17 protein-coding genes are annotated in these 21,481 nt (G+C 67.8%); 5 read left to right on the plus strand and 12 right to left on the minus strand.

The features are described 5' to 3' along the window. Positions 1 to 2: 2 nt before the first annotated feature. From AC1DIX_RS03450 to AC1DIX_RS03460, 3 genes are read right to left on the minus strand one after another with little or no spacing between them, the layout of a single operon-like run. Positions 3 to 248 carry an acyl carrier protein gene (locus AC1DIX_RS03450; RefSeq protein ID WP_442122911.1) on the minus strand — a complete coding sequence of 82 codons (246 nt, stop codon included), beginning with the start codon at positions 246 to 248 and terminating at the stop codon, positions 3 to 5. Then, positions 245 to 1,300, minus strand: coding sequence for a GNAT family N-acetyltransferase (locus AC1DIX_RS03455; RefSeq protein WP_442122912.1), 1,056 nt, complete (start codon positions 1,298 to 1,300; stop codon positions 245 to 247). Before AC1DIX_RS03455 ends, AC1DIX_RS03450 begins: the two co-directional genes overlap by 4 nt. Then, positions 1,297 to 2,496, minus strand: coding sequence for an aminotransferase class I/II-fold pyridoxal phosphate-dependent enzyme (locus tag AC1DIX_RS03460; protein ID WP_477322042.1), 1,200 nt, complete (start codon positions 2,494 to 2,496; stop codon positions 1,297 to 1,299). Before AC1DIX_RS03460 ends, AC1DIX_RS03455 begins: the two co-directional genes overlap by 4 nt. A gap of 85 nt (positions 2,497 to 2,581) precedes the next feature. On the opposite strand from AC1DIX_RS03460, the gene AC1DIX_RS03465 reads away from it, so the two are divergent. From AC1DIX_RS03465 to AC1DIX_RS03485, 5 genes are all read left to right on the plus strand, one after another. After that, the gene (locus AC1DIX_RS03465; protein WP_477322044.1) at positions 2,582 to 4,165 is read left to right on the plus strand and encodes an acyl-CoA ligase (AMP-forming), exosortase A system-associated; all 1,584 of its coding nucleotides are present in this window, start codon (positions 2,582 to 2,584) and stop codon (positions 4,163 to 4,165) included. Next, positions 4,162 to 5,397 carry a pyridoxal-dependent decarboxylase, exosortase A system-associated gene (locus AC1DIX_RS03470; RefSeq protein WP_477322046.1) on the plus strand — a complete coding sequence of 412 codons (1,236 nt, stop codon included), beginning with the start codon at positions 4,162 to 4,164 and terminating at the stop codon, positions 5,395 to 5,397. The genes AC1DIX_RS03465 and AC1DIX_RS03470 overlap by 4 nt, the downstream gene beginning before the upstream one ends. Positions 5,398 to 5,676: 279 nt before the next feature. After that, on the plus strand, positions 5,677 to 7,167 hold the full coding sequence (locus AC1DIX_RS03475) for a lipopolysaccharide biosynthesis protein (RefSeq protein ID WP_442122916.1): 1,491 nt from the start codon (positions 5,677 to 5,679) through the stop codon (positions 7,165 to 7,167). Then, positions 7,164 to 8,945 carry a hypothetical protein gene (locus tag AC1DIX_RS03480; RefSeq protein ID WP_477322048.1) on the plus strand — a complete coding sequence of 594 codons (1,782 nt, stop codon included), beginning with the start codon at positions 7,164 to 7,166 and terminating at the stop codon, positions 8,943 to 8,945. The genes AC1DIX_RS03475 and AC1DIX_RS03480 overlap by 4 nt, the downstream gene beginning before the upstream one ends. Continuing rightward, positions 8,942 to 9,904, plus strand: coding sequence for a N(5)-(carboxyethyl)ornithine synthase (locus tag AC1DIX_RS03485; RefSeq protein ID WP_442122918.1), 963 nt, complete (start codon positions 8,942 to 8,944; stop codon positions 9,902 to 9,904). Before AC1DIX_RS03480 ends, AC1DIX_RS03485 begins: the two co-directional genes overlap by 4 nt. Positions 9,905 to 9,951: 47 nt before the next feature. Here AC1DIX_RS03485 and AC1DIX_RS03490 read toward each other — a convergent pair whose 3' ends face one another. Genes AC1DIX_RS03490 through AC1DIX_RS03530 form a run of 9 tightly spaced genes read right to left on the minus strand, consistent with a single transcriptional unit; the run spans position 9,952 to position 21,481 of the window. After that, positions 9,952 to 11,163 (minus strand): TIGR04063 family PEP-CTERM/XrtA system glycosyltransferase, encoded by a 1,212-nt coding sequence (locus tag AC1DIX_RS03490; protein WP_477252324.1) that lies wholly within the window; start codon positions 11,161 to 11,163, stop codon positions 9,952 to 9,954. A 23-nt stretch (positions 11,164 to 11,186) separates the two neighbouring features. Further along, positions 11,187 to 13,079: an XrtA/PEP-CTERM system amidotransferase gene (locus AC1DIX_RS03495; protein ID WP_442122920.1), complete on the minus strand. Its 1,893-nt coding sequence runs from the start codon at positions 13,077 to 13,079 to the stop codon at positions 11,187 to 11,189. Beyond that, complete coding sequence (locus AC1DIX_RS03500) at positions 13,067 to 14,236, minus strand: TIGR03088 family PEP-CTERM/XrtA system glycosyltransferase (protein ID WP_477322051.1); 1,170 nt, start codon at positions 14,234 to 14,236, stop codon at positions 13,067 to 13,069. The genes AC1DIX_RS03495 and AC1DIX_RS03500 overlap by 13 nt, the downstream gene beginning before the upstream one ends. A 13-nt stretch (positions 14,237 to 14,249) precedes the next feature. Next, a complete protein-coding gene (gene xrtA, locus AC1DIX_RS03505) occupies positions 14,250 to 15,830 on the minus strand; it encodes an exosortase A (protein ID WP_477322053.1) in 1,581 nt (526 codons plus the stop codon). Further along, positions 15,821 to 17,023: a TIGR03087 family PEP-CTERM/XrtA system glycosyltransferase gene (locus tag AC1DIX_RS03510; RefSeq protein ID WP_477322055.1), complete on the minus strand. Its 1,203-nt coding sequence runs from the start codon at positions 17,021 to 17,023 to the stop codon at positions 15,821 to 15,823. Before AC1DIX_RS03510 ends, xrtA begins: the two co-directional genes overlap by 10 nt. Before the next feature lie 10 nt (positions 17,024 to 17,033). Further along, complete coding sequence (locus tag AC1DIX_RS03515) at positions 17,034 to 17,918, minus strand: XrtA system polysaccharide deacetylase (RefSeq protein ID WP_442122924.1); 885 nt, start codon at positions 17,916 to 17,918, stop codon at positions 17,034 to 17,036. Further along, positions 17,915 to 18,973: an XrtA/PEP-CTERM system-associated ATPase gene (locus AC1DIX_RS03520; protein ID WP_442122925.1), complete on the minus strand. Its 1,059-nt coding sequence runs from the start codon at positions 18,971 to 18,973 to the stop codon at positions 17,915 to 17,917. The genes AC1DIX_RS03515 and AC1DIX_RS03520 overlap by 4 nt, the downstream gene beginning before the upstream one ends. 17 nt (positions 18,974 to 18,990) lie before the next feature. Further along, positions 18,991 to 20,553, minus strand: coding sequence for a TIGR03016 family PEP-CTERM system-associated outer membrane protein (locus AC1DIX_RS03525; protein WP_477252332.1), 1,563 nt, complete (start codon positions 20,551 to 20,553; stop codon positions 18,991 to 18,993). Beyond that, complete coding sequence (locus AC1DIX_RS03530; protein ID WP_477322057.1) at positions 20,534 to 21,481, minus strand: XrtA-associated tyrosine autokinase; 948 nt, start codon at positions 21,479 to 21,481, stop codon at positions 20,534 to 20,536. Before AC1DIX_RS03530 ends, AC1DIX_RS03525 begins: the two co-directional genes overlap by 20 nt.

Here is a 21,481-nt window from a genome sequence, read left to right on the forward strand (position 1 = left end):
CCTCAGGCGGCCTTCTGTTCCACGAAGGCGGCCAGGCTGCCCAGCGTCGCGAAGGTGCTGGCGCTGATGTCGTCGTCGTCGACGGCGATGCCGAAATGGTCCTCGAGCGCGCCGATCAGCGAGACCACGGCCATCGAGTCGAGCTCGGGCAGGCTGCCCAGCAGCGGGGTGTCGGCCGACAGCGGAGTAGCCGGGTCGAGGCCGAGCACGTCGGTGAGGATGGTTTTGACTTCGTCGAGATACTTCATGATCCTTGTTCGTCCGTTGGTGCGCCGGCGGCGCGGCGTTGCCGCGCTTCGCGCAGCGCGTGCAGGTGGCGCAGCGCGGGCCAGCGATAATGGTTGACATGGTACATAGTGCGTACCTCTTCCGTCCAGCGCGTATGCCATTCCATTACGCGGCCGTAGAACTCGAGGCGGGCGAAGCGGCCGCCCGCGAACAGCGAGCGCATCGCTTCCTCGCGCATCAGCAGCGCCGGCGACAGGCTGGCCGGCACGGTTTCGTCGTAGGCGGTCTTCAGCACGACGATGCTGTCGCGGTCCTCGACGCACAGGTCCATCGCCACCAGGTTCTCGCCGAAATGATAGCGGTAGACGCTGGCGGCGTCCTGCCGCGCCATCGCTTCGAGCATGGCGCGGTAGTAGCGGCCCTGGGCGTCGCCGGCGCGCACCGCGGTGCCGGCGCCGGCCTTCCAGCCGCTGCCTTCCAGGCGGGCGTAATCCTCGACCGCCTGCGCCATCGCGGCGGGATCGCGGGCGATCTCGAGCCGGGTCGCGATGCCGTCGCGTTCGAGCCGGTTGCGTTGCTTCTTGAGGTTGGCGCGCAGGTTCTTGCCGCGCGCCTCCCAGTAGGCGTCGAAGCCGCCCGCCAGCGTCACCCGCGCGGTGTCGATGTAGTCGAGGGTGCGGACGGCCGGTCCTTCGGGCGGGCGCGGCATGATCATCGGGTCCATCTGGGTCAGCGCGCACACCAGCGGAAAGCCGGGCAGGGCGCCGAACAGGCTGCGCACCAGTGCGCCGGCGTCGAGGCCGGGCAGCTGCAGCCACAGGCCGACCGGGGCCTGGGCCGGTTGGAAAGTGGCCCAGGCACCGCGTCGGGTCGGGGCCAGCACCGCCATCGCGACCGTGCGTCCGTTCTCGCGGCCTTGCGCCAGCAGCTCGGCGCCGCTCGCGAAGGCGTCCAGCAGGGGCGCCACGAAAGCCGGCGCCAGCAGGGCCGGGGCGCCGGCGGCGGCGTGCAGGGAAGTCCAGTCCGCGGCGGCTTCCCGGAAGCGGGCGGCGGGAACGATGGTCCATTTCATGTGCATACCTCGCGCCTGACGGTGGCGATCAGCCAGCTGAATTCGTCCTCGCGCAGCTCCTGGTGGCAGGGCAGGCCCAGCACCTGGCGCGACAGCCGGGCGGCGTTCGGGCAGGTGGCGTCGTCGACGCCGTCCCAAAGCGGATAGCCGAAGCGGGTCAGCGGCACGCCGGCGGCGAGCAGGCGCTGCGCCAGGCCGTCCGCATCGTCGGCCAGCAGCGGGAACAGCCAGGGGCAGACGCCGTCCGGCAGGCGCGGATGCAGGGGCCGCACGCCGGGCAGGCCGGACAGGGCTTCGAGCAGCCGCAGGTAGTTGCGCCGCCGCCGCGCCGCCACCCGGCTGCTGGAGGACAGCGCCAGCACCAGGCGCGAGGCGAGCGAAGCGCGCTTGTCGATCCAGTCCGGGTCGAAGCCGTAGCCGCTGTCGGAGGAGGCGGGCGCCAGCGCGGCCGGCGGGCTGCCCGCATGCCTGCCGCGCTTGAGCGCATTCCACGCCAGGTCCTTGGCGCGCAGCGGCAGCCACAGCGCGGCGTGCAGGGGGCGTAGGCGGCCGAAGGCGAAGCCGCGCTCGAAGGTGTTGAAGGCGGCCTTCAGTTCGAAGCCGGCGCCGGCCGGGCGCAGCCTGGCGCCGGCCAGCGGGTGGCGTGCCGAGACCAGCGCGCCGCCCTCGTACAGGGGCAGGAATTTCATGATGCTGGCGGCCGCGTAATCGCCCCAGGCGCCCAGCGGGCGTCCTTCGTGCTCGCCGATGAAGGCGTGCGCGCAATCCTCCAGCAGCGCTACCCCGTGTTCGTCGCACAGCGCGCGCAGGGCCGCCAGCGGCTGCGGAAAGCCGAAGAAGTGGGTCGCCACCACCACCCGCGCACGCGGCGCCGCGCGCAGCAGGGCGGCGATGTGTTCGAGGTCGGCGCGGGCGTCGGGCCCGATGCGGTAGAAGGCCGGCGCCGCGCCGCGCCACAGCACCGGCGGCACCATCGAGGCGCTGTGGTAGGCCGGCAGCAGTACGGTGTCGCCGGCGCCCACGCCGAGCTCGCGCAGCGCCAGCGCGATCGCCACCCGTCCGCTGGTCACCAGGCGCGCCTCGCCGGCGTCGAGCACGGTGGCGGCGCGTCCGCCGGCACTCCGGTAGAACGAGGCCAGCGACAGTACCGGTGCGAGCGGAATGGCGGGACGGGAAGGAGGCGGGGCGACGAGCATGACCCAGTATAAACTGCCGCGTAAAAATTGGGCGAACTGGTAAGATGGCGGGCTGCGGCGGACCGCCGCGTTTCTCCTGTTTGCCATGGCCGATCTGATCCACGACTTTATCTTCGATGCCGCCCGCCGCACGCCCGCCGCCGAGGCGCTGGTCGACGGCAGCCGCCGCCTCGACTACGCCGCCCTGGCCGAGGCCGTCGAACAGGCCGCCGGCGCGCTGCTGGAAGCGGGCGTGGCGCGCCGCGAGCGGGTCGCGGTCTACCTCGACAAGCGCGTCGAGAACGTGGCCGCGATGTTCGGCGCGGCGCTGGCCGGCGCGGTGTTCGTGCCGGTCAATCCCCAGCTCAAGGCCGCGCAGGTGGCGCACATCCTGGCCGACTGCAACGTGCGCGTGCTGCTGACGTCGCCGGAGCGCCTGGCCCAGCTGAAGGATGTGCTGGCCGATTGCCCCGACCTGCGCACCGTGTTCGTCACCGGCGCGCCGGGCGCGCTTTCCACAGGCGCGGCGGCGCTGCGCGAATGGAGCGCGGCGCAGACCCGTCCGGACCCGCGGCAGCTGGCGGCGCGGCGCGCGATCGACGCCGACATGGCGGCCATCCTCTATACCTCGGGCAGCACCGGCAAGCCGAAGGGCGTGGTGCTGTCGCACCGGAACATGGTGGCCGGCGCGCGCAGCGTCACCGCCTACCTGGAGATCACGCCGCGCGACCGCATCCTGTCGGTGCTGCCGCTCAGCTTCGACTATGGCCTGAGCCAGCTGACCTGCGCCTTCCTGGCCGGCGCCACCGCGGTGCTGATGAACTACCTGTTCCCGAAGGATATCGTGAAGGCGGTCGTCGACGAGCGCATCACCGGCCTGGCGGCGGTGCCGCCGCTGTGGCTGCAGCTCGGCGCGCTGGACTGGCCGGCCGGCTGCACGCTGCGCTATCTGACCAATTCGGGCGGCGCGATGCCGCAGCGCGCGGTGCAGGCCCTGCGCCGGGCGCTGCCGGACGCCGAGCTGTTCCTGATGTACGGCCTGACCGAAGCCTTCCGTTCGACCTACCTGCCGCCGGCCGAACTGGAACGCCGCCCCGATTCGATCGGGCGCGCGATCCCGAACGCCGAGGTGATGGTGGTGCGCCCCGACGGCACGCCGTGCGAAGTGGACGAGCCGGGCGAGCTGGTGCACCGCGGCGCGCTGGTGGCGCTGGGCTACTGGAACGATCCGGTCAAGACCGCCGAACGCTTCCGCCCGGCCCCGGGCCAGCCCGCCGGCCTGCCGCTGGCCGAGATGGCGGTGTGGTCCGGCGACACCGTGCGCATGGACCGCGACGGCTACCTGTACTTCATCGGCCGCAGCGACGACATGATCAAGGTCTCCGGCTACCGGGTCAGCCCGACCGAGGTCGAGGAAGCCGTCTACGCGACCGGCCTGGTGCGCGAGGCGGTGGCTTTCGGCGTGCCGCATCCGGTGCTGGGCCAGGGCATCGTGCTGCTGGCGCTGCCCCAGCGGGACGGACTGGAGCCGGCCGAACTGCTGCGCCAGTGCCAGCGCCGCCTGCCGGCCTGGATGATGCCGGCCCATGTGGTGCTGAGCGGGCAGGCCTTCCCGCGCAACCCGAACGGCAAGATCGACCGCCCGGGCCTGCGCACCCCTTACCTGAACCTGTTCGAGAATCCCGCATGAGCGCCGCCCGTCCCGTCCACGCCCCCCAAACCCTGTTCCCGGTTGCCGACGGCTGCCTGCTGGTCGGCGGCATTCCGCTGCCGCGCCTGGCCCAGCGTGTCGGCGCGACCCCGTTCTACGCCTACGACCGCGCCCTGCTGGATGCGCGCGTGGCCCATGTGCGCGCCCACCTGCCGCCGGAGATTGCCCTGCATTTCTCGATGAAGGCGAACCCGATGCCGGCCCTGGTCCAGCACATGGCGGGCCTGGTCGACGGTATCGACGTGGCGTCCGCCGGCGAGTTGAAGGTGGCGCTCGACACCGGCATGGCGCCGGAACACCTCAGCTTCGCCGGTCCCGGCAAGCGCGACGCCGAGCTGCTGCAGGCGGTGGCCGCCGGCGCCTGCGTGCACGCCGAATCGGAGCGCGAAGTGCGGGCCCTGGCCCGCATCCAGGCGCAGACCGGCATCGCGCCGCGCCTGGTCCTGCGCATCAATCCGGACTTCGAGCTGAAGGGCTCGGGCATGCGCATGGGCGGCGGCGCCAAGCAGTTCGGCATCGATGCCGAGGACGCGCCGCGGGTGCTGGCGCTGGCCGCGGAACTGGAACTCGAGGTGCTCGGTTTCCACATCTTCAGCGGTTCGCAGAGCCTGAAGGCCGAGGCGATCGTCCAGGCCCAGGCCCAGACCATCGAGCTGGCGCTGCGCCTGGCCGAGGGCAGTCCGCATCCGGTGCGGATCCTGAACCTGGGCGGCGGCTTCGGCATCCCGTATTTTCCGGGCGAGCAGGCGCTCGACCTGGCGCCGATCGGCGAGGCGCTGGCGGCCGCGCTGCCGCGCTTGCGCGTCGCCCTGCCGCAGGCGCAGCTGTCGATCGAGCTGGGACGCTACCTGGTCGGCGAGGCCGGGGTCTACGTGACCCGGGTGATCGACCGCAAGGTCTCGCGCGGCCAGGTCTTCCTGGTCACCGACGGCGGCCTGCACCACCACCTGGCGGCCTCAGGCAACTTCGGCCAGGTGATCCGCAAGAACTACCCGGTCGCGATCGGCAACCGCATGGCGGACGGCGAACGCGAAACGCTGTCGGTGGTGGGGCCGCTGTGCACCCCGCTCGACCTGCTGGCCGACCAGATGAAGCTGCCGGCCGCGGACGTCGGCGACCTGGTGGTCGTGTTCCAGTCCGGCGCCTACGGCCGCTCGGCCAGCCCGCAGGGCTTCCTCAGCCACCCGGAAGTGGTGGAAGTTCTCGTCTGAACAGGCGTTCCGGCCGGCGCCGGAACGCCGTATGCAGTTAGGGCGAGAAAGCAACAGTTCTGCCCTGTATTGACTCGCGCACGATTGTTGCAATTCTTGACACGTCTTATTGCTTGCTCTACTCTGCTTTGACACATTTCTTCCGTGTAAAAGCTCGCATACCACTTCGGCCTGATGGCAGTAACCGGACGCTGCGAATCCTGTGTGCGACGACAACGTCTTGGACCTTCGCCAATACGCGCTGCTCGTCGACAGTGTTGTCTTACATAGCAGTAAATAATGGTTCACAGAAAAGGTAATAGTCTTGCCAGCGGCGCCGTCATCATGGTGGTCATGCGCTGGGTCGATCGTCTGATCGGCATCGTCAGCACTTTCATCCTTGCCCGCCTGTTAGTCCCCGATGATTTCGGTATCGTCGCGATGGCTTCGGTCGTGGTCGCTTTCGCCGACGTGTTGTTCGACCTCGGCATCAACGTCGCCGTCATCCAGCGGACCAATCCTTCCCAGTCCTTCTACAACACCGCCTGGACGCTGCGCATCCTGCAGAGCAGCTGCGTGGCGCTGGTGCTGACGGCCATTGCCCCATTCGCCGCCGAATACTACAAGGACCCGCGGGTGACGGCCGTGGTGCAGATCATGGCGCTGTCGATGGTCGTGAGCGCGTTCGAGAACGTCGGCGTCATCAATTTCCAGAAAGAGCTGCGCTTCACCGACGACGCCAAGTACGTGATGTTCAAGCGCCTGGTCGGCTTCATTACCACCATCGTGCTGACCCTGGTCCTGCACAGCTATTGGGGCATGATCATCGGCGCGCTGGTCGGCCGCCTGGCAAGCACGCTGCGCAGCTACATGGTGCATCCGATGCGCCCGTGGTTTTCGTTCAGCGACATCCGCGAGATCTTTTCGGTATCCCAGTGGGTGCTGGTCAAGAACGTCAGCCAGTACCTGGACAGCAAGCTGCCCGTGTTCCTGGTGGGCGGCATGGGCAACACCAGCGTCACCGGCGGCTACACGCTGGCCAGCGAGATCGCGGACGTGCCCGGCACCGACCTGCTGGCGCCGATCAACCGCGTGCTGTTTCCCGCGTTTGCGCGGGCCCGCGAAAACCTCGGCGAACTCTCCCGCCTGCTGCTCTCGGCCCAGGCCGTGCAGGTCATGGTCACCTTTCCCGCCTGCGTCGGCTTCGTCATGACGGCGCGCGACTTCGTCCCGGTCGCGCTGGGCGACAAGTGGGTGTTCATCGTGCCCTTCATCCAGATTCTCGCGCTGTCGAACATCATCCAGTCGATCAACAGCAGCGCCAACTACGTGCTGACCGTGGTCGGCCAGATCCGCCTGCTGGCATTGACCAGCTGGATCCAGATCGGCCTGTTCTCGCTGGGCGCCTTCCTCATGCGCGGGCACCTCACGCCGGAATTCGTCACCCAGCTGCGCCTCGGGTCCATCGTCCTGACCTTCAGCATCTCGTACATGCTCCTGATGCGCTACGTGCCTGGCCTGTCGGTGCTGATGCTGGTGCGCAGCGCCGGCCGCCCCGTGCTGGGCTGCCTGGCGATGGTGCTGGCGCTGTCCCTGCTCGACGCCGAACTGCAGGCCGCGCACTGGGTCATGCTGATCACCAAAGTTGTCGTCGGCGCCGCCGTGTATTGCGGGGTCGTGCTGGCTTGCTGGCGCCTGGCCGGCTATCCGGACGGTGCCGAGTCGTATTTCCTCAACAAGTTCAAACGGACGACGCCAGCGGTTCTTGGCGCACCTAGCGAGGCCCCATGAAAATCGATCTGGATCGTATTGCGAAGACCTTCAACGATGTCGAGTTCTTCGTCGCCGGCGTGTTCGCCGATGCGCCCCCCGCATTCACCGGTACCGGCAGCGGCCTGGCGACCCGGGTCAGCCCGCAGTTCTGGGCGGTGACTTCGCTCAGTACCGCGCACGGCCGCGGCCTGGCGCACGAGGTCGACGGCAGCGATATCGTGTTCCGCGGTTACGAAGGCGGGCTGTCCGTCCATTCGTACTCGGAAGCCGATGTGCTGAAGTGCCTGGCCATCGAGGACGGCCTGCAGAACGGCGTATTCGCCTACATCAAGTTCGACCGCCAGCGCCAGCAGGCGATCGTCCGCAGCGATGCCTTCGGTTTCGGTCCGCTCTATTACCGCCGGCTGGGTTCCGCCTGGCTGTTCGCGTCCCATCCGGCCCTGCTGCACGTCGATGGCGACGAGCCGGACATGATCGGGTGGGCCGGCCTGATGCAGAACAGCAGCCCGGTGGGCGACCGCAGCTTCTACCGCGATATCGCGCGGGTGCCGGCCGGCACCCAGATGACGCTGTGGCCCGAGCGGATGGAGAAGCGGCGCTGGTTCGATTTCGCGGCCCTGCCCGCCGGCACGCGCCGCATCGACGACGAGGCCTTCCGGGTCGTCGAGGATGCCTACCAGGCCGGCTTCGAGCGCTGCCTGAAGCTGAACGTCGGCGAGGTGGCGCTGCCGTTTTCCAGCGGCTTCGATTCGCGCCGTTTCTTCGCCACGCTGTTGCGCAGGAAGGTGCCGTTCAAGGCGGTCACCTGCCAGACCTTCCACCGAAAGAAAACCGGCGACTTCGAGCTCGACTCGCACTACGCGCCGAAGATCGCGGCCGCCTTCGGGGTCGACTGCGAGGTCGTGCCGGCGACAAAACCGGCCCTGATGGGGGAGGACGCCGCACGCCGCCAGGCATTGATCGGCACCGAGACCTTCATGCATGCATGGTCGCTGCCGCTGATGCGCTGGCTGGCCAAGCGTCCGCCGTCGCTGGTGTTCGACGGCCTTGCCGGCGACACCTTCGGCAACTCCGGCTTCGAGATCGATGGCCTGCACGAGACGGCGGAACGGGACGTCGGCCTGGTCCTCGGCGAGACCAGCAAGCCCTATATGCTCAAGCAGCTGTCGCAGCGTTTCCCGAGCCTGGAGCAGTTCCAGCAGCAGTACCGCGCCTATCTCGACCAGTTCGCCAGCAATATCAACCAGGCCGAGATGGCCTTCATCGAATCGCGTACGCGCCGCTGCATCAGTCCCTGGATCACCATGATGCACCCGCCCGGACATGTGCCCGTCTTCCCTTACTGCGACGTCGAGTTCGCGCGCGCGACCTTCGAATACCACCCGGCCGACAAGTACAAGTGGTTCTTCCAGAAAGAGTGCCTGCGCCGCTTCTATCCAGAGTTCTACGACTTCCATGGCTCGCGCAACATGCCGCCCGACCTGGCCCCGCTCGATCCCGCGATCTGCGGCGCCCGCGACGAGGCGGAAGAGCGTTTCGCCTACAGCGATTTCGGCGTGGTGCGCGAAGCGCTCACTTACCTGACCCTGCCGAACAAGATCCTGCTGCTGCTCTCGAGCGTGCTGCCCTCGCTGCGGCGGCGGCGCGACTGGGTCTTTCATCCGCTGCTCCTGCTGGCCCGCACCAAGAAGCATGCGGAGACCTTCATCGAGCCGAGTCCCGCCTCGTCCGCGATATCCAGCAGCAAACAGACGCGCCTACAAGAAGTCACATCTCTAGAAAGGGGAGCCACATGAAAACAGTCGGCCTGATGATCAGTACCAAGGAAAACGAGAAACGACGCGCACTCCTGCCCAAGCACGTGGCGCAGATCCGCCACCGTGACCACCTGTATTTCGAAGAAGGCTATGGCGCCGGCTTCGGCCACCCGGACGAGGAATACCGCGCGGCCGGCGCCCATGTGGTGCCGCGCGAGGAAGCGCTGTCGAAGGATGTGATCTGCGATCCCAAGATCGGCGACGCCACCTACCTGGAAGAGCTGAAACCCAGGCAGACCATTTTCGGCTGGGTGCACGCGGTGCAGAACCGCTCCATCACCGACAAGATCCTCTCCAAGGAGATCACGGCGATCGCCTGGGAAGACATGTTCGAGGGTAACCGCCACGTCTTCTGGCGCAGCAACGAGCTCGCCGGCGAAGCCGCGATCATGCATGCCTTCACCCTGTACGGCAAATGCGTCTACGAATGCAAGGTGGCCCTGATCGGGCGCGGCAACATCGCACGCGGCGCCTATCGCATCCTGTCCTGCATGGGCGCGACGATCAATGTGTTCGAGCGCAAGACCGAGAAACTGCTGCGCCAGGAACTGGGCAAATACGACGTGGTCGTCAACGGCATCCTGTGGGACGTCTACCGCAAGGACCACATCATCTACCGGGAAGACCTGGCGCTGCTGCGCAAACCGGCCATGATCGTCGACATCAGCTGCGACCGCGCAGGGGCGATCGAAACCAGCCGGCCGACCACCATCGAAGATCCGGTGTACAGCGTCGACGGCGTGCTGCACTACGTGGTCGATCACACGCCCGCGCTGGTCGGCTATTCGGTGAGTAACTGCCTGGGCGAGCAGATGGTCAAGTACCTGGACGTCATCATCGAGGGCAGGGTCGACCAGGACGAGGTGCTGGCGCCGGCCGTCTGCATCCGCGACGGCAGCATCGTCGACCGCCGCATCATCGACTTCCAGAACCGCTGACACACGATGCGGCCGCCGGCCATCGAGGCCGGCGGCCGCGACCGCCATCAGGCCGCGAGGGTTCCCGTCAGGCGGCCGTAGATGTTCTTGTAGCGCGCCACGCTGACCGGCCAGTTGCGCTCCGTCTCCACATAGTTGCGGCCGGCCCGACGCAGTTCGGGCCACTTCTGCTGCGATTCCAGCAGCGTCGCCACCTTCTCGACCAGGGAATCGGTATCGTTGGCGCGGAACAGCACGCCGGTCTTGCCGTCGGCGATCAGCTCGAGATGGCCGCCGACGTCGGAGGCCGCGAGGATCCGGCCCTGGGCCATCGCTTCCAGCGGTTTCAGCGGCGTGACCAGGTCGGTCAGGCGCATCGGCAGGCGCGGGTAGACCAGCACGTCCAGCAGGTCGTAGTACCTGGTCACCTGGTCGTGCGGCACGCGGCCGGTGAACACCACCCTGTCCTCGATCTTCAGGTCTTTCGCCAGCTGGCGCAGCTGGGCATCCTGCGGACCGCCGCCAACCAGCAGCACGCGCAGGTCCGGCATGCGCGCCGACAGCTTCGGCACCGCGCGCAGCAGCACGTCCAGGCCTTCGTAGGCGTAGAACGAGCCGATGAAGCCGATCAGGCGCGAGCCGGACAGGCCCAGCTTGTCCTTCAGCTGCAGGTCGGCGCTGCCGCCCAGCGCGAACTTGTCGATGTCCACCGCGTTCGGGATGACGGTCACCTTGTCGGCCGGGATGCCGCGCGCGACGATGTCCTTGCGCAGGCCTTCGCAGATGGTGGTGACGGCGTCGGCGCGCTTCAGCGCATAGGTCTCGAGCGCGCGCGTGAGCTTGTAGCGCAGGCCGTTCTCGGTGCTGGTGCCATGGTCGACCGCGGCGTCTTCCCAGAAGGCGCGCACTTCGTACACCACCGGGATGCCGAACTTCTTGCCGGCGCGCAGGGCGGCGATCGCGTTCAGCACCGGCGAGTGGGCGTGCAGCACGTCCGGCTTGACGACCGGGATGATCTCGGCCAGGCGCCTGGCCAGGCCGTCGATCACGTCGACCTGGTTCAGCACCGGCAGCTTCGACAAGGTCGAGCCGGACGGCGTGCGGTAGAAGTGCAGGCCGTCGCTGGTTTCTTCCAGCATGTCGCCGGAACCCTGCTTGGCGCCGGTGACGTGGAAGGTTTCCCAGCCGAGCGCGCGCTGTTCGCGCAGGATCGAGCGGGTACGGAAGGTATAACCGCTGTGCAGCGGGATCGAGTGATCGAGGACGTGCAGGACTCGCATGGGCTTTTCTTTGAACTTTGAGGTTATGCTTGGTTCTTGCGCAGGAAGGCTTCGAACATCAGCACCTGCCACAGCGCGGTGCTGTGGTCCTTCAGGCGCGCCAGGTGTTCGTCGACCATCCGCTTCAGGTATTGCTCGTTGAAGATGCCGGTATCGCGCAGCAGGGGGCTGAGCACCGCCTTCTTCATGCTGTCGGCCAGCGGCCCGCGCAGCCAGGCCGCGAGCGGGATCGAGAAGCCCATCTTCTTGCGGTACAGGACGTCGTTGCCGAGGTAGGGCTCGAGCGCCTTCTTGAAGATGTGCTTGCCTTCGCCGTTGCGCAGCTTGGTGCTCGACGGCAGGCCCGACACCCATTCGACGAACTGGTGGTCCAGCAGCGGCACCCGCACTTCCAGCGCGTGCGCCATGCTGGCGCGGTCGACCTTGGTGAGGATGTCGCCCGGCAGGTAGGTCTTCATGTCGATGTACTGGATCAGCGACAGCGGATCGTCGGTCGGCGCATCCTTCGTGTAGTTGCGCATCACCTCGACCGCGCTGTAGCCCTGCAGGCTGCTCTTGAAGCGCTCCGAGAACAGCTGGCCGCGCACGCGGTCGTTCAGCATCGACACGCCGTGGAAGTAACCTTCGGTCAGGTCGCGCGCCAGCGCTTCGAAGGTGGTCTTGGCGCGGAACACGCGCGGCGCCCAGTCGGCCTTCGGATAGGCGGCGCCGAGGAATCCGAACACCGGCTTGCGCAGCGCCAGCGGCAGCATCGAACGCACCCGGTTCTCGTTGTGGGCCATGCGGTGGCGGCGGTAGCCGGCGAAGTTCTCGTCGCCGCCGTCACCGGACAGGGCCACCGTCACGCGCTTGCGGGCCAGTTCGCAGACGCGGTAGGTCGGGATCGCCGAGCTGTCGGCATAGGGTTCGTCGTACAGGTGGGCCAGGGTGTCGACCAGGCCGTAGTCGTCCTTGCTGACGGTCTCGCACTGGTGGTTGGTCTGGTAGCGCTCCGCCACTTCGCGCGCGTAGTTCGATTCGTCGAAGGCCGGGTCGTCGAAGGCGATCGAGCAGGAATTCACCGGCTCCTTCGAGAGGCCGGCCATCATCGCCACGATGGCGCTGGAATCGACGCCGCCGGACAGGAAGGCGCCCAGCGGCACGTCGGCTTCGAGGTGGCTCTCGACCGCTTCGCGCAGGCGGTAGATCAGTTCGCCCTCCATGTCGCGCTCGGTCATGCGGTCGTGCGGCGTGAACGGCACGTCCCAGTATTTCTTCTGCTCGATGCTGCTGTCGCCCACTTTCAGGGTAATCGTATGGCCCGGCAGCAGCTTGTGCGCATGCCTGAAGATGGTGCGCGGTTCCGGTACGTAGCCGTAGGCGAAATACTCCTCGACCGCATGCGGATCGATCTCGCGCGGCAGGCCCGGCACCGACAGGATGGACTTCAGCTCGGAGCCGAACAGGAACATCCCGTCCGGCAGCACGGCGTAGTGCAGCGGCTTGATGCCGATGCGGTCGCGCGCGGCGAACAGGGTCTGCCGGGTGCGGTCCCAGATCACGAAGGCGAACATGCCGCGCAGGTGGCGCACGCAGTCCTCGCCCCATTGCTCCCAGGCGTGGACGATGGTTTCGCTGTCGGACGGCGTGCGGAATTCGTGGCCGAGTTCCTGCAGCTCGGCGCGCAGCTTGCGGAAGTTATAGATTTCGCCGTTGAACACCAGCGCCACCGTACGGTCTTCGTTGAACAGCGGCTGCAGCCCGTTTTCGGGCGCGATGATCGACAGGCGCCGGTGGCCGAAGCCGAGGCCCGGCTCGAGGTGCAGGTCGCCTTCGGTCGGACCACGGTGGAACTGGGTGTCGTTCATCCGTCCGAGTACGCCGCGGTCGATGGGACGTCCGCCGCGCATGTCAAAAATGCCTACTATTCCGCACATGGTGTGATTGCTTCTTGAAGTGGGGTTTTGGTCTTGCGCAGGCCGTCGTACAGGTCCATGTAATGGGCCAGCATGGCGGCGACGCTGTATTGTTGTTCGATGCGCGCGCGTCCGGCCGCGCCGTGCCGGCGGGTGAGTTCCCCGTCGAGCACATAGGCGGCCAGGGCGTCGGCCAGGCGCTGCGGATCGCCGGGCGGCACCAGGGCGCCGGTGGCGCCGTCGAGCACCAGGTCGGGAATGCCGCCGACCGCGGTCGAGACCACCGGCAGCCCGCTCGCCATCGCTTCCAGCATCGTCACCGGGGTGCCCTCGGCGATCGAGGACAGGGCGAACAGCGAGAAGCTGCGCATCGGCGGCGCGACGTCGCTGCGCGGGCCGGCCAGCCAGGCGCAGTCCTGCAGGCCGGCATCAATGATCTTCTGTTCGAGCTGCGCGCGCAAAGGGCCGTCGCCGACCAGCACCAGGCGCAGGCGCGGGCGCTGTTCCGGCAGCATCGCACGCAGGCGGGCGAAGGCTTCGATCAGGGTGGCCTGGTCCTTCACGTCCTGCAGGCGGCCGACGGTGCCGATCACGAACATGCCGGGCGCGCTCCACGGTTCATCAAAGCTGCCGGGGCGGAAACGTTCGGTGTCGACGCCGTTGTCGATCAGCTCGATCTTCGCCTGCGGAATGCCGATCACGCCGCGCAGCCAGCGCTCGAGGTCGCGCGAGACCGGCACGTAGCGGTCGATGACGGGCACCAGCAGGCGGCGCAGCAGCTTGTGCTTGCGGTTCACGCCGTGCGGGTCGCTGGCGTCGCGTCCGTGCTCGGCGTGCACCCGCACCGGCACCCCGGCCAGCAGGGCGGTGGCGTGGTATTCGATGGTGCCCAGGTTATAGGTGTGCAGCACGTCGGGACGCATGGCGCGCAGCACCTTGAACAGGCGCTTGTGCGTGCCCAGTTCGAGGCCGGGCGGCTTGTGCAGCGCCACCAGTTCCACGCCCGGGCGCGTGATGCGCTGGGCGAACTCGGTGTAATCGGTCAGGCAGATCACCGCATGCCGGTACTTATGGGCCGGCATGCGGTTGATGGCGTCGACCAGCAGGGTTTCCAGGCCGCCGATGTCGAGCCGGTAGATCAGGTGGGCCACCAGCGGCGCTTGCTTCATGTCGCTCATTGCGTGGCAAGCCTCAATGCGTGGCGGCGGCGTGGGCCAGCGCCGCGTCGATCGCCTTCAGGTTGTCGGCGACGAAGGCGCGCAGGGCGGCCCGCGCCGCTTCCGGATGCTCGTCGAAGGGCGCCGACAGCATCAGCGCCGCGCCGTCGTCGCCGCGCAGCATCGCCTTCGATCCCGCCTGGTACAGCTTGCCGATCGCATTGCTGGTCGTGTCGTGGCCGCCGATGCGCATCCAGCTCCACACCAGCAGGCCCTTGCCGCCGTCGCGCAGCACGGTCTCGCGCACGGTCAGCGGACGGCCGCCGGCGGTTTCGACCCGCTTCGCGCTCTCGGTCTCGTGCCAGGTGTCCTTGTAGCCGGCCAGGCGGTTCAGGGAGCTGATCAGGGATTTGCTGCGGTCCTGGTTGCGGTAGTACAGCAGGTTCAGCGCCACCGGCACGCTGTCGCGGCGGTAGCTGCGCACGAAGTCGACGTCGGGCGCCATGTAGTCCGGCTTCCAGTCGGCGAAGGGCGCGGCCTGGGGCCAGCCGACGGCCACCTCGCCCAGGGAAACCGGGGCCGGGTTGTGGTTGGCCTGCTCGCCGTAGAGGGCCAGCGCCGGCCACAGCGCGCACACGGCCAGCACGCCGGCGGCCAGCGCCGGGACGCCCTTGCCGACGCGTTCGCGCAGCGACGGTGCCGCCGCCGTGGTGCCGGAGGCCGCTGCCGCCGTTGCCGCCGCCGGCTCGGTGGTGTCTTCGCGCCAGTAGCTGCCGATCCAGAACATGATGAACATGACCAGGCCGAAGAACAGCCAGCCGTAGATCAGGTGGTCGACGCCGGTGGCCAGCGCCATGCCGGACAGGTGGCCGATCATCACGATCATGTAAGCGCGCAGGCCGTTGGCGAGGATCGGCACCACGACCGACAGGCCGATGAACAGCGCGCGCCGCATGGTCGAGCGGTAGGTGAGGTAGGCGTACAGGCAGCCCAGGGTGATCGAGGAGATCAGGTAGCGCACGCCGCTGCAGGCCTCGACCACCGACCAGTTCCCGGTCGGCAGCTCGAAGCGGGTGCCGCTGCGCAGGACCGGGATGCCGGTGGCCTGCACCGCCGCCACCGTGAAGTCGGCGGTGAACTGGATCAGCGGGCCGACGAAGGCTTCGCCGAACGGCACCGCGAACAGCAGGAACAGCAGCGGGAAGGTCAGCGAGCCGGCCAGGCGCGGTCCCAGCAGGGCCAGCGCGATCGCCGGGAACATGGCGACGAAGGTGTATTGCGACACTACCTGGACCTCGCCCAGCTGGGCCGCCAGCCAGCCGGCGCCGAGCAGCGCGACCAGCGCCAGGCCCGGAGCCCAGGGCTGTACCGGATAGAGGCTGAAATTCTCGCGCCGGCGCCAGATGAGCCACAGGCTGATCGGCAGGATCACGTAGCCGTGGGCGAAGGTCTCGGAGCTGTTCCACAGGCCGACGATCGAGCGCACGGTGCCGAAATAGAGGGCGAACGGGGCCAGCAGGGCCAGCACGATCATGGCCGCGCGGGCGCGCGACATGGACGGGTGCGGGGCGGCGATGGTAGCGCCCAGCACTTCGGGTGGGGGTTTCAGGAACATTCGAGGCTCTCTCCGATGCATGCCAGGTTGCTCGACCAGCTGTAGCGGCGCTGGACCTTGTCGCGGGCGGCGCGGCCGATCGCGTCGATGGCGCCGTCCTGTCCTTCGAGCAGGGCGGCGCAGGCGTCGGCGAAGGCGGTAGGTTCGTCGGCCAGCACCAGTTCGCTGCCGGGGACGGCGTCGATGCCTTCCAGCGCCTGCGGCGATACCACCACCGGGGTTGCCATCGCCATCGCTTCCAGTACCTTGTTCTGGACCCCGCGCGCAATCCGCAGCGGCGCCACCGCGGCGGCGGCGTGGGCGATGTAGGGGCGCACGTCGGGGACGGTGCCGGTCACCACCACGCCCGGCTGCTGGGCCAGGGCCTGCACCGCCGGCGCCGGACGCGAGCCGACGATGTAGAAGCGGGCGTCAGGGAAGCGCCGGTGCACCGTGGGGAAGACTTCGGCGGCGAACCACTTCACCGCGTCGATGTTCGGCCAGTAATCCATGGCGCCGGTGAAGACCAGGGCGCGCTCGCCGGCCGCGAACGGATTCTCATACGGCCGCTCGGGCGAAAAATACTCGGTGTCGACGCCGTTGCTGAAGTGGCCGATCTTCGGGCCGCTTTCCGGCGCCAGGCTGCGGAACAGCTCGGCCTCGGGGGCCGACACGAACAGCGAGGCGTCGTAGTCGCGCGCCACCTGGCGCTCGTAGCGCAGCAGCTGCTTCGCCTCGTAGCGGTAGACCAGGTTCATCGGGAAGGATTTCTGCTCGGCGTACTGGCGCCATTTTTCGGAGTCGATGTCGCAGAAGTCGATCACGCGGCGCGCGCTGCGGTGGTTCTCGGCGTACTGCGCCATCGGCGAGCAGAACACCAGCACGCGGTCGATCCTGTGCGCGGCCAGGGTGTCGTCGACCCAGCGCGCCATGCCGGCATCGCGGTAGTATTCCTGCGACAGCGAGCGGTTCTTCAGCAGCGCGCCGAGGCTGCGTACGCGCGCTAGCCGCGGGTTCATGCGCGCGAAATGGCTGCTCGCGCACAGTGCTTCCACGTGCGGCACGTACTGCCAGTCGTCCGGATCGTCGACGAAGGTCGCCAGGTGAACCCGGTAGTGGCGGGACAGGTGCTTGAGCAGGTGGTAGGAGCGGATCTTGTCGCCCTTGTTGGGCGGGTAGGGGATCCGGTGGATCAGCAGCAGCAGGTCTTCCATGATGCTCGCCTCATTCCTGGTTCAGGAAGATGCGGTCCATGCGGTCCCAGGCGAAGTCGCGCGCCAGGGCCTCGATGCGGGCTTCCATCCGGTCGATGTTGACGTAGTGGCGGAAGCGCGACTTGGCGTCCAGGCCCGCGGGACGCGGCTGCTGGGTGTCGATCTCCCACGGGTGGAAGTAGAACAGCGAGGGCTGGCGGTCGGCGCGGTTGACCTTGGCCATCATCCAGCGCGACAGCGCATAGGGCAGCAGGCGGAAGTAGCCGCCGCCGCCGGCCGGCAGGTTCCGGCCCAGCATCTGCACGGTGGTGATCGGCACTTCCAGCAGGCCGTCCGGACCGTTCGGGTAGAAGGCGAAGCGCGGCGCTTCCGGCATGCCGTAGTGGTCGTGGGCGATCGGGTAGATGCTGGAGCTGTAGCGGTAGCCGGCGTCGAGCAGCTCGTCCAGCGCCCACAGGTTGGCGCGGCCGATCGAGAAGCTGGGCGCGCGGTAGCCCAGCACGGCCTGGCCGCCGATGTCTTCCAGCAGCGCCTTGGCGGAGCGGATGTCGTTGGCGAATTCGGCGCGGGTCTGGTCGGAGGCGCGCAGGTGGCCGTAGCCGTGGCTGGCCAGCTCGTGGCCGCCGGCGACGATGCGGCGCACCACCTGCGGATAGCGCTCGGCGATCCAGCCCAGGGTGAAGAAGGTGGCGCGCACGCCATGGCGTTCGAACAGGGCCAGGATGCGGTCCATGTTCGCCTCGACCCGGCATTCGCGTTCCGGCCAGCTGGCGCGGTCGATGTAGGGAGCAAAGGCCGACACCTGGAAATAGTCCTCGACATCGCAGGTCATGGCGTTGCGGATGCGTTCCCCCGGCGCCGGCAGGCGGCGCGGGGCAAGTTCGACCATGTTCATTCTTGGTTGTCCATTGGCTGGGTTACCGCCCCCTGGGGCGTGGCGACGATCTTCTTCAGGATCGACAGCACGGAAACGATCGACTTTTCGAGGCGCATCATGCGTTCGTCCAGCATCTCGACGCTGTTGCCGCGGCGCTCTTCGACGCGCATGTCGGCGGTGCGGATCTCGCCGACGTGCAGGTCCTGGGCGAGGACGGCCGGGCTGCCGGCCGCCAGCGAATCGCCGTTGGCGCCGGGCAGCTGGAATTCTTCGCTGATGTCGCTGATCACGGTGTTGATGTCGGCTTCCGTGAAGGCATGCATCTCTTCCAGGTAGCCCATCAGCAGCACGCGGTCCATCAGGGTGTTGACCTTGCGCGGAATGCCGCCGCTGTAGGCATAGATGGCGGCGTGGGCGCCGTCGTCGAAGGACGGGTCGCCGTTCCAGCCGACCGTCGCCATGCGGTGCTCGATATAGGCGCGGGTCTCCTGCGCATCCATCGGGCCCAGGTGGTAGCTGGCGATCACGCGCTGGCGCAGCTGCTGCATGCCGGGGCTGTGCAGGGTGGCGCGGAATTCCGGCTGGCCGAGCAGGAAGGTCTGCAGCAGCGACTTGTCGTCGGTCTGGAAGTTCGACAGCATGCGCAGCTCTTCGACCGTGCGCGCCGACAGGTTCTGAGCCTCGTCGATGACGAGCAGGGCGCGCTTGCCCTGGTGGTCGACGTCGCACAGGAATTTTTCCAGGCGCGTCAGCAGGTCGGTCTTGCTCGCACCCTCGTACGGCAGGCCGAAGGCCGACACCACCATGCGCAGGGTGTCGTCCGGATCCAGGTGGGTGTTGACGATGTGGGCCGCCACGATCTGGTCCGAGGGCAGGCCGTTGAACAGGTTGCGTACCAGCGTGGTCTTGCCCGCGCCGACCTCGCCGGTGACGATGATGAAGCCTTCGCCCTGCGACAGGCCGTACTCGAGGTAGGCCATGGCGCGCTTGTGGCCCTTGCTGCCGAAGAAGAAGTGCGGGTCGGGGCGCAGCTGGAAGGGTTTGGCGGAAAATCCGTAAAAGGTCTCGTACATGTGAATGCTCCGCTTGCTTAATACCGGACCGACAGCGTCGCCACGAGTGCGTTCTCGTGATATTTGTCGCTGGTAAACAGGCCGGCTCGTCCGGTGGAGTGGCGCACGTCGAGCGTGCCGATGGTCTTCGCGTCGAAGCGCCGGTTCAGGCCCAGGCTCATCTGCCTGAGGTTGTTGATCAAGCCGGTATCGATGGACTGGATGCGCGCCGCGTACAGGCTGGCCTGCGCCTGCGTGCTCGAGGACAGCTTGTAGCTGGCGTTGGCGCTGGCGCCGCGCTGGCGCGTGTTGTCGTTCAGGGTGCTCAACTGGCTGGGCAGCAGCGTGCTGTCGGACTGCTGCAGCGATACCGCGTTGCGCTGGTCCGCGAACACGCTGATCGCCAGGTCGGTCCGCGCGCCGCGGAACAGGGCGCCGGCCTGCAGGTGCTTGTTGCGGGCGTAGCGGTTGCTCAGGTAGTTGATGGTGTTGGGCAGCGACGGCGGCAGGCCGCTGGCCGCCATATAGGTCGCCACCATCTGCGCGCGCTCGGCCGGATCCGGATACGCGGTCCTCAGCATGCTGTCGATCAGGCTGGCGGTGTCCACCGTGGCCGGCAGCAGGAATTGCGCGCGGGTGGTCGTGATCGCGTCGCTGTAGCTCAGGCTCCAGCTGCTGTGGCGGGTGCGGTGGCTGGCCAGCAGCGAACCGGTCTTGCCGAAGTAACGGTGGCCGAAGGTGGCATTGACGCTGGTGCGCGCCGACGGCGCCCACATGAAGCCGAGCGACCAGTTCGGCCCCTTGGTGCGCTGGTTGAATGCCGGATATTCGAATTTGTCGTAGCCGGCATTGGCCGTCAGGTTCAGGTGCGGGTCCAGCCGCCACTGCAGGCCGGCGTTGCCGGTCTGCGATCTGGAATCGCCGCTGATGGTGGAGCCCAGCTCCTGGCGGTTGTACGCCAGGTTCCAGCCGAGTTCCCGGAACGACGGGCCGCTCATCGCATTGATGGCGGTGCTGCTGCCGGTGGTGTTGCCGAAGGCCTCGCCGCGGTCGCTGCGCACCGAGTCGCGCGTGAACTGCGCCGCCACCACGGCGGTCGAGCCGAAGCGGTGGCGCAGGCTGGGGCTGACGCTCCAGGTGCGGACGTCGATGTTGTTGAGCGACGAATAGCTGTTGGCGGCCACCGGGCCGAAGGCCGAGGCGGCCTGGCGCGAACGGCTCGCGCCGCCGTCCAGGAACAGGAAATCGTCGATCAGCTCGGACTTCATCGCCGCCTGGTAGCGGGTCTCGCTGTCGTGGACGTTCGGGATGTCGTCGTGCTGGTAGACGAAGCGGCGGTACTCGGCATTCGCGCTGAGCTTCAGGCGGCGGCCGTCTTTCCTGACGCTGATGGCGGGACCGGCGTCGGTCACGAAGCCGCTCCTGGCCAGGGTGTCGTTCTGGTTGTTCAGATTGTCGGAGTAAGTCTCGCGCAGGGTGACGGTCGGTGCGATGCGCCAGTCGTCCGCGCGGCATTCGTTCGACAGCAGCATGGCCGCCAGCGCCAGCGGCGTGAGCCGAAGCGCCGCGATCGCCGGCCGCTTAGCCGTAGTGATAGTCATACGTCTCTTCGATGCCTGGGATGTCCCTGGTCTTGTTGTAGATGAGATTGACGTTGTCGATGCCTTCGAGCTGGCTCAGGGCTTCCTTGACCGCGTGCTGGGTCGTGGTCTGGGCCTCGACCACCAGCACGATCTGGCCCATGTGCGAGGCCAGCACCCGCGATTCRCTGGTCAGCAGCAGCGGCGGCGAGTCGAAGATCACGATCCGGTCCGGATAGCGGTTGGCGATTTCCTCGACCAGGTTGCTCATGGTCGAGCTGGCCAGCAGCTCGGTCGCGCGCGGCGTGCTGGTGCCGGCCGGCAGGATCGACAGGGTATCGACGTTGGTGCGCAGCATGACATCGCCCATGTCGAGCTTGTCGTCGACCAGGATGTCCATCAGGCCGCGCTGGGGCGGCAGGCCGAGGGTGCGCAGGATGGACGGACGGGCGACGTCGGCGTCGACCAGCAGCACGGTGTGGTCGAGCTCCATCGCGATGCTCATCGCCAGGTTGATCGCGGTATAGGTCTTGCCTTCGCCCGGCAGCGAGCTGGTGATCATGATCAGGTTGCCCGGGTTGCCGCCCGGCGCGCGGGCGGCAAAGGCGCGCTGCAGTAGCGGACGCTTGATGATGCGGAAGTCTTCCAGCAGTGGCGTACGGCCGCTGGCCGCGGTGACCATGCCCGTCTCGCGCATGCGCGCCAGGTCCAGTTCTACTTTGCGGGTGGTGAACTTCGGCGCGGCCGTCTGCTCGTTCACGGGGACCGGCGTAACCGGCACCGCGTGCACGGTTTCGTGGATGACGGTGTCGGCCACGGTCACGGACGGGCTGTCCGCGACCGGATGCAGCGCGGCGCTGTCGTTGAGGCCGCCAGCGGCGACGGGACTGGCGGGAGCGGCGCTACGCTGCCGGTCGATGCGGCTGGCTGCTTTTTCGATAATGCTCAC

It is taken from the genome of Massilia sp. 05N420, from assembly GCF_056397205.1.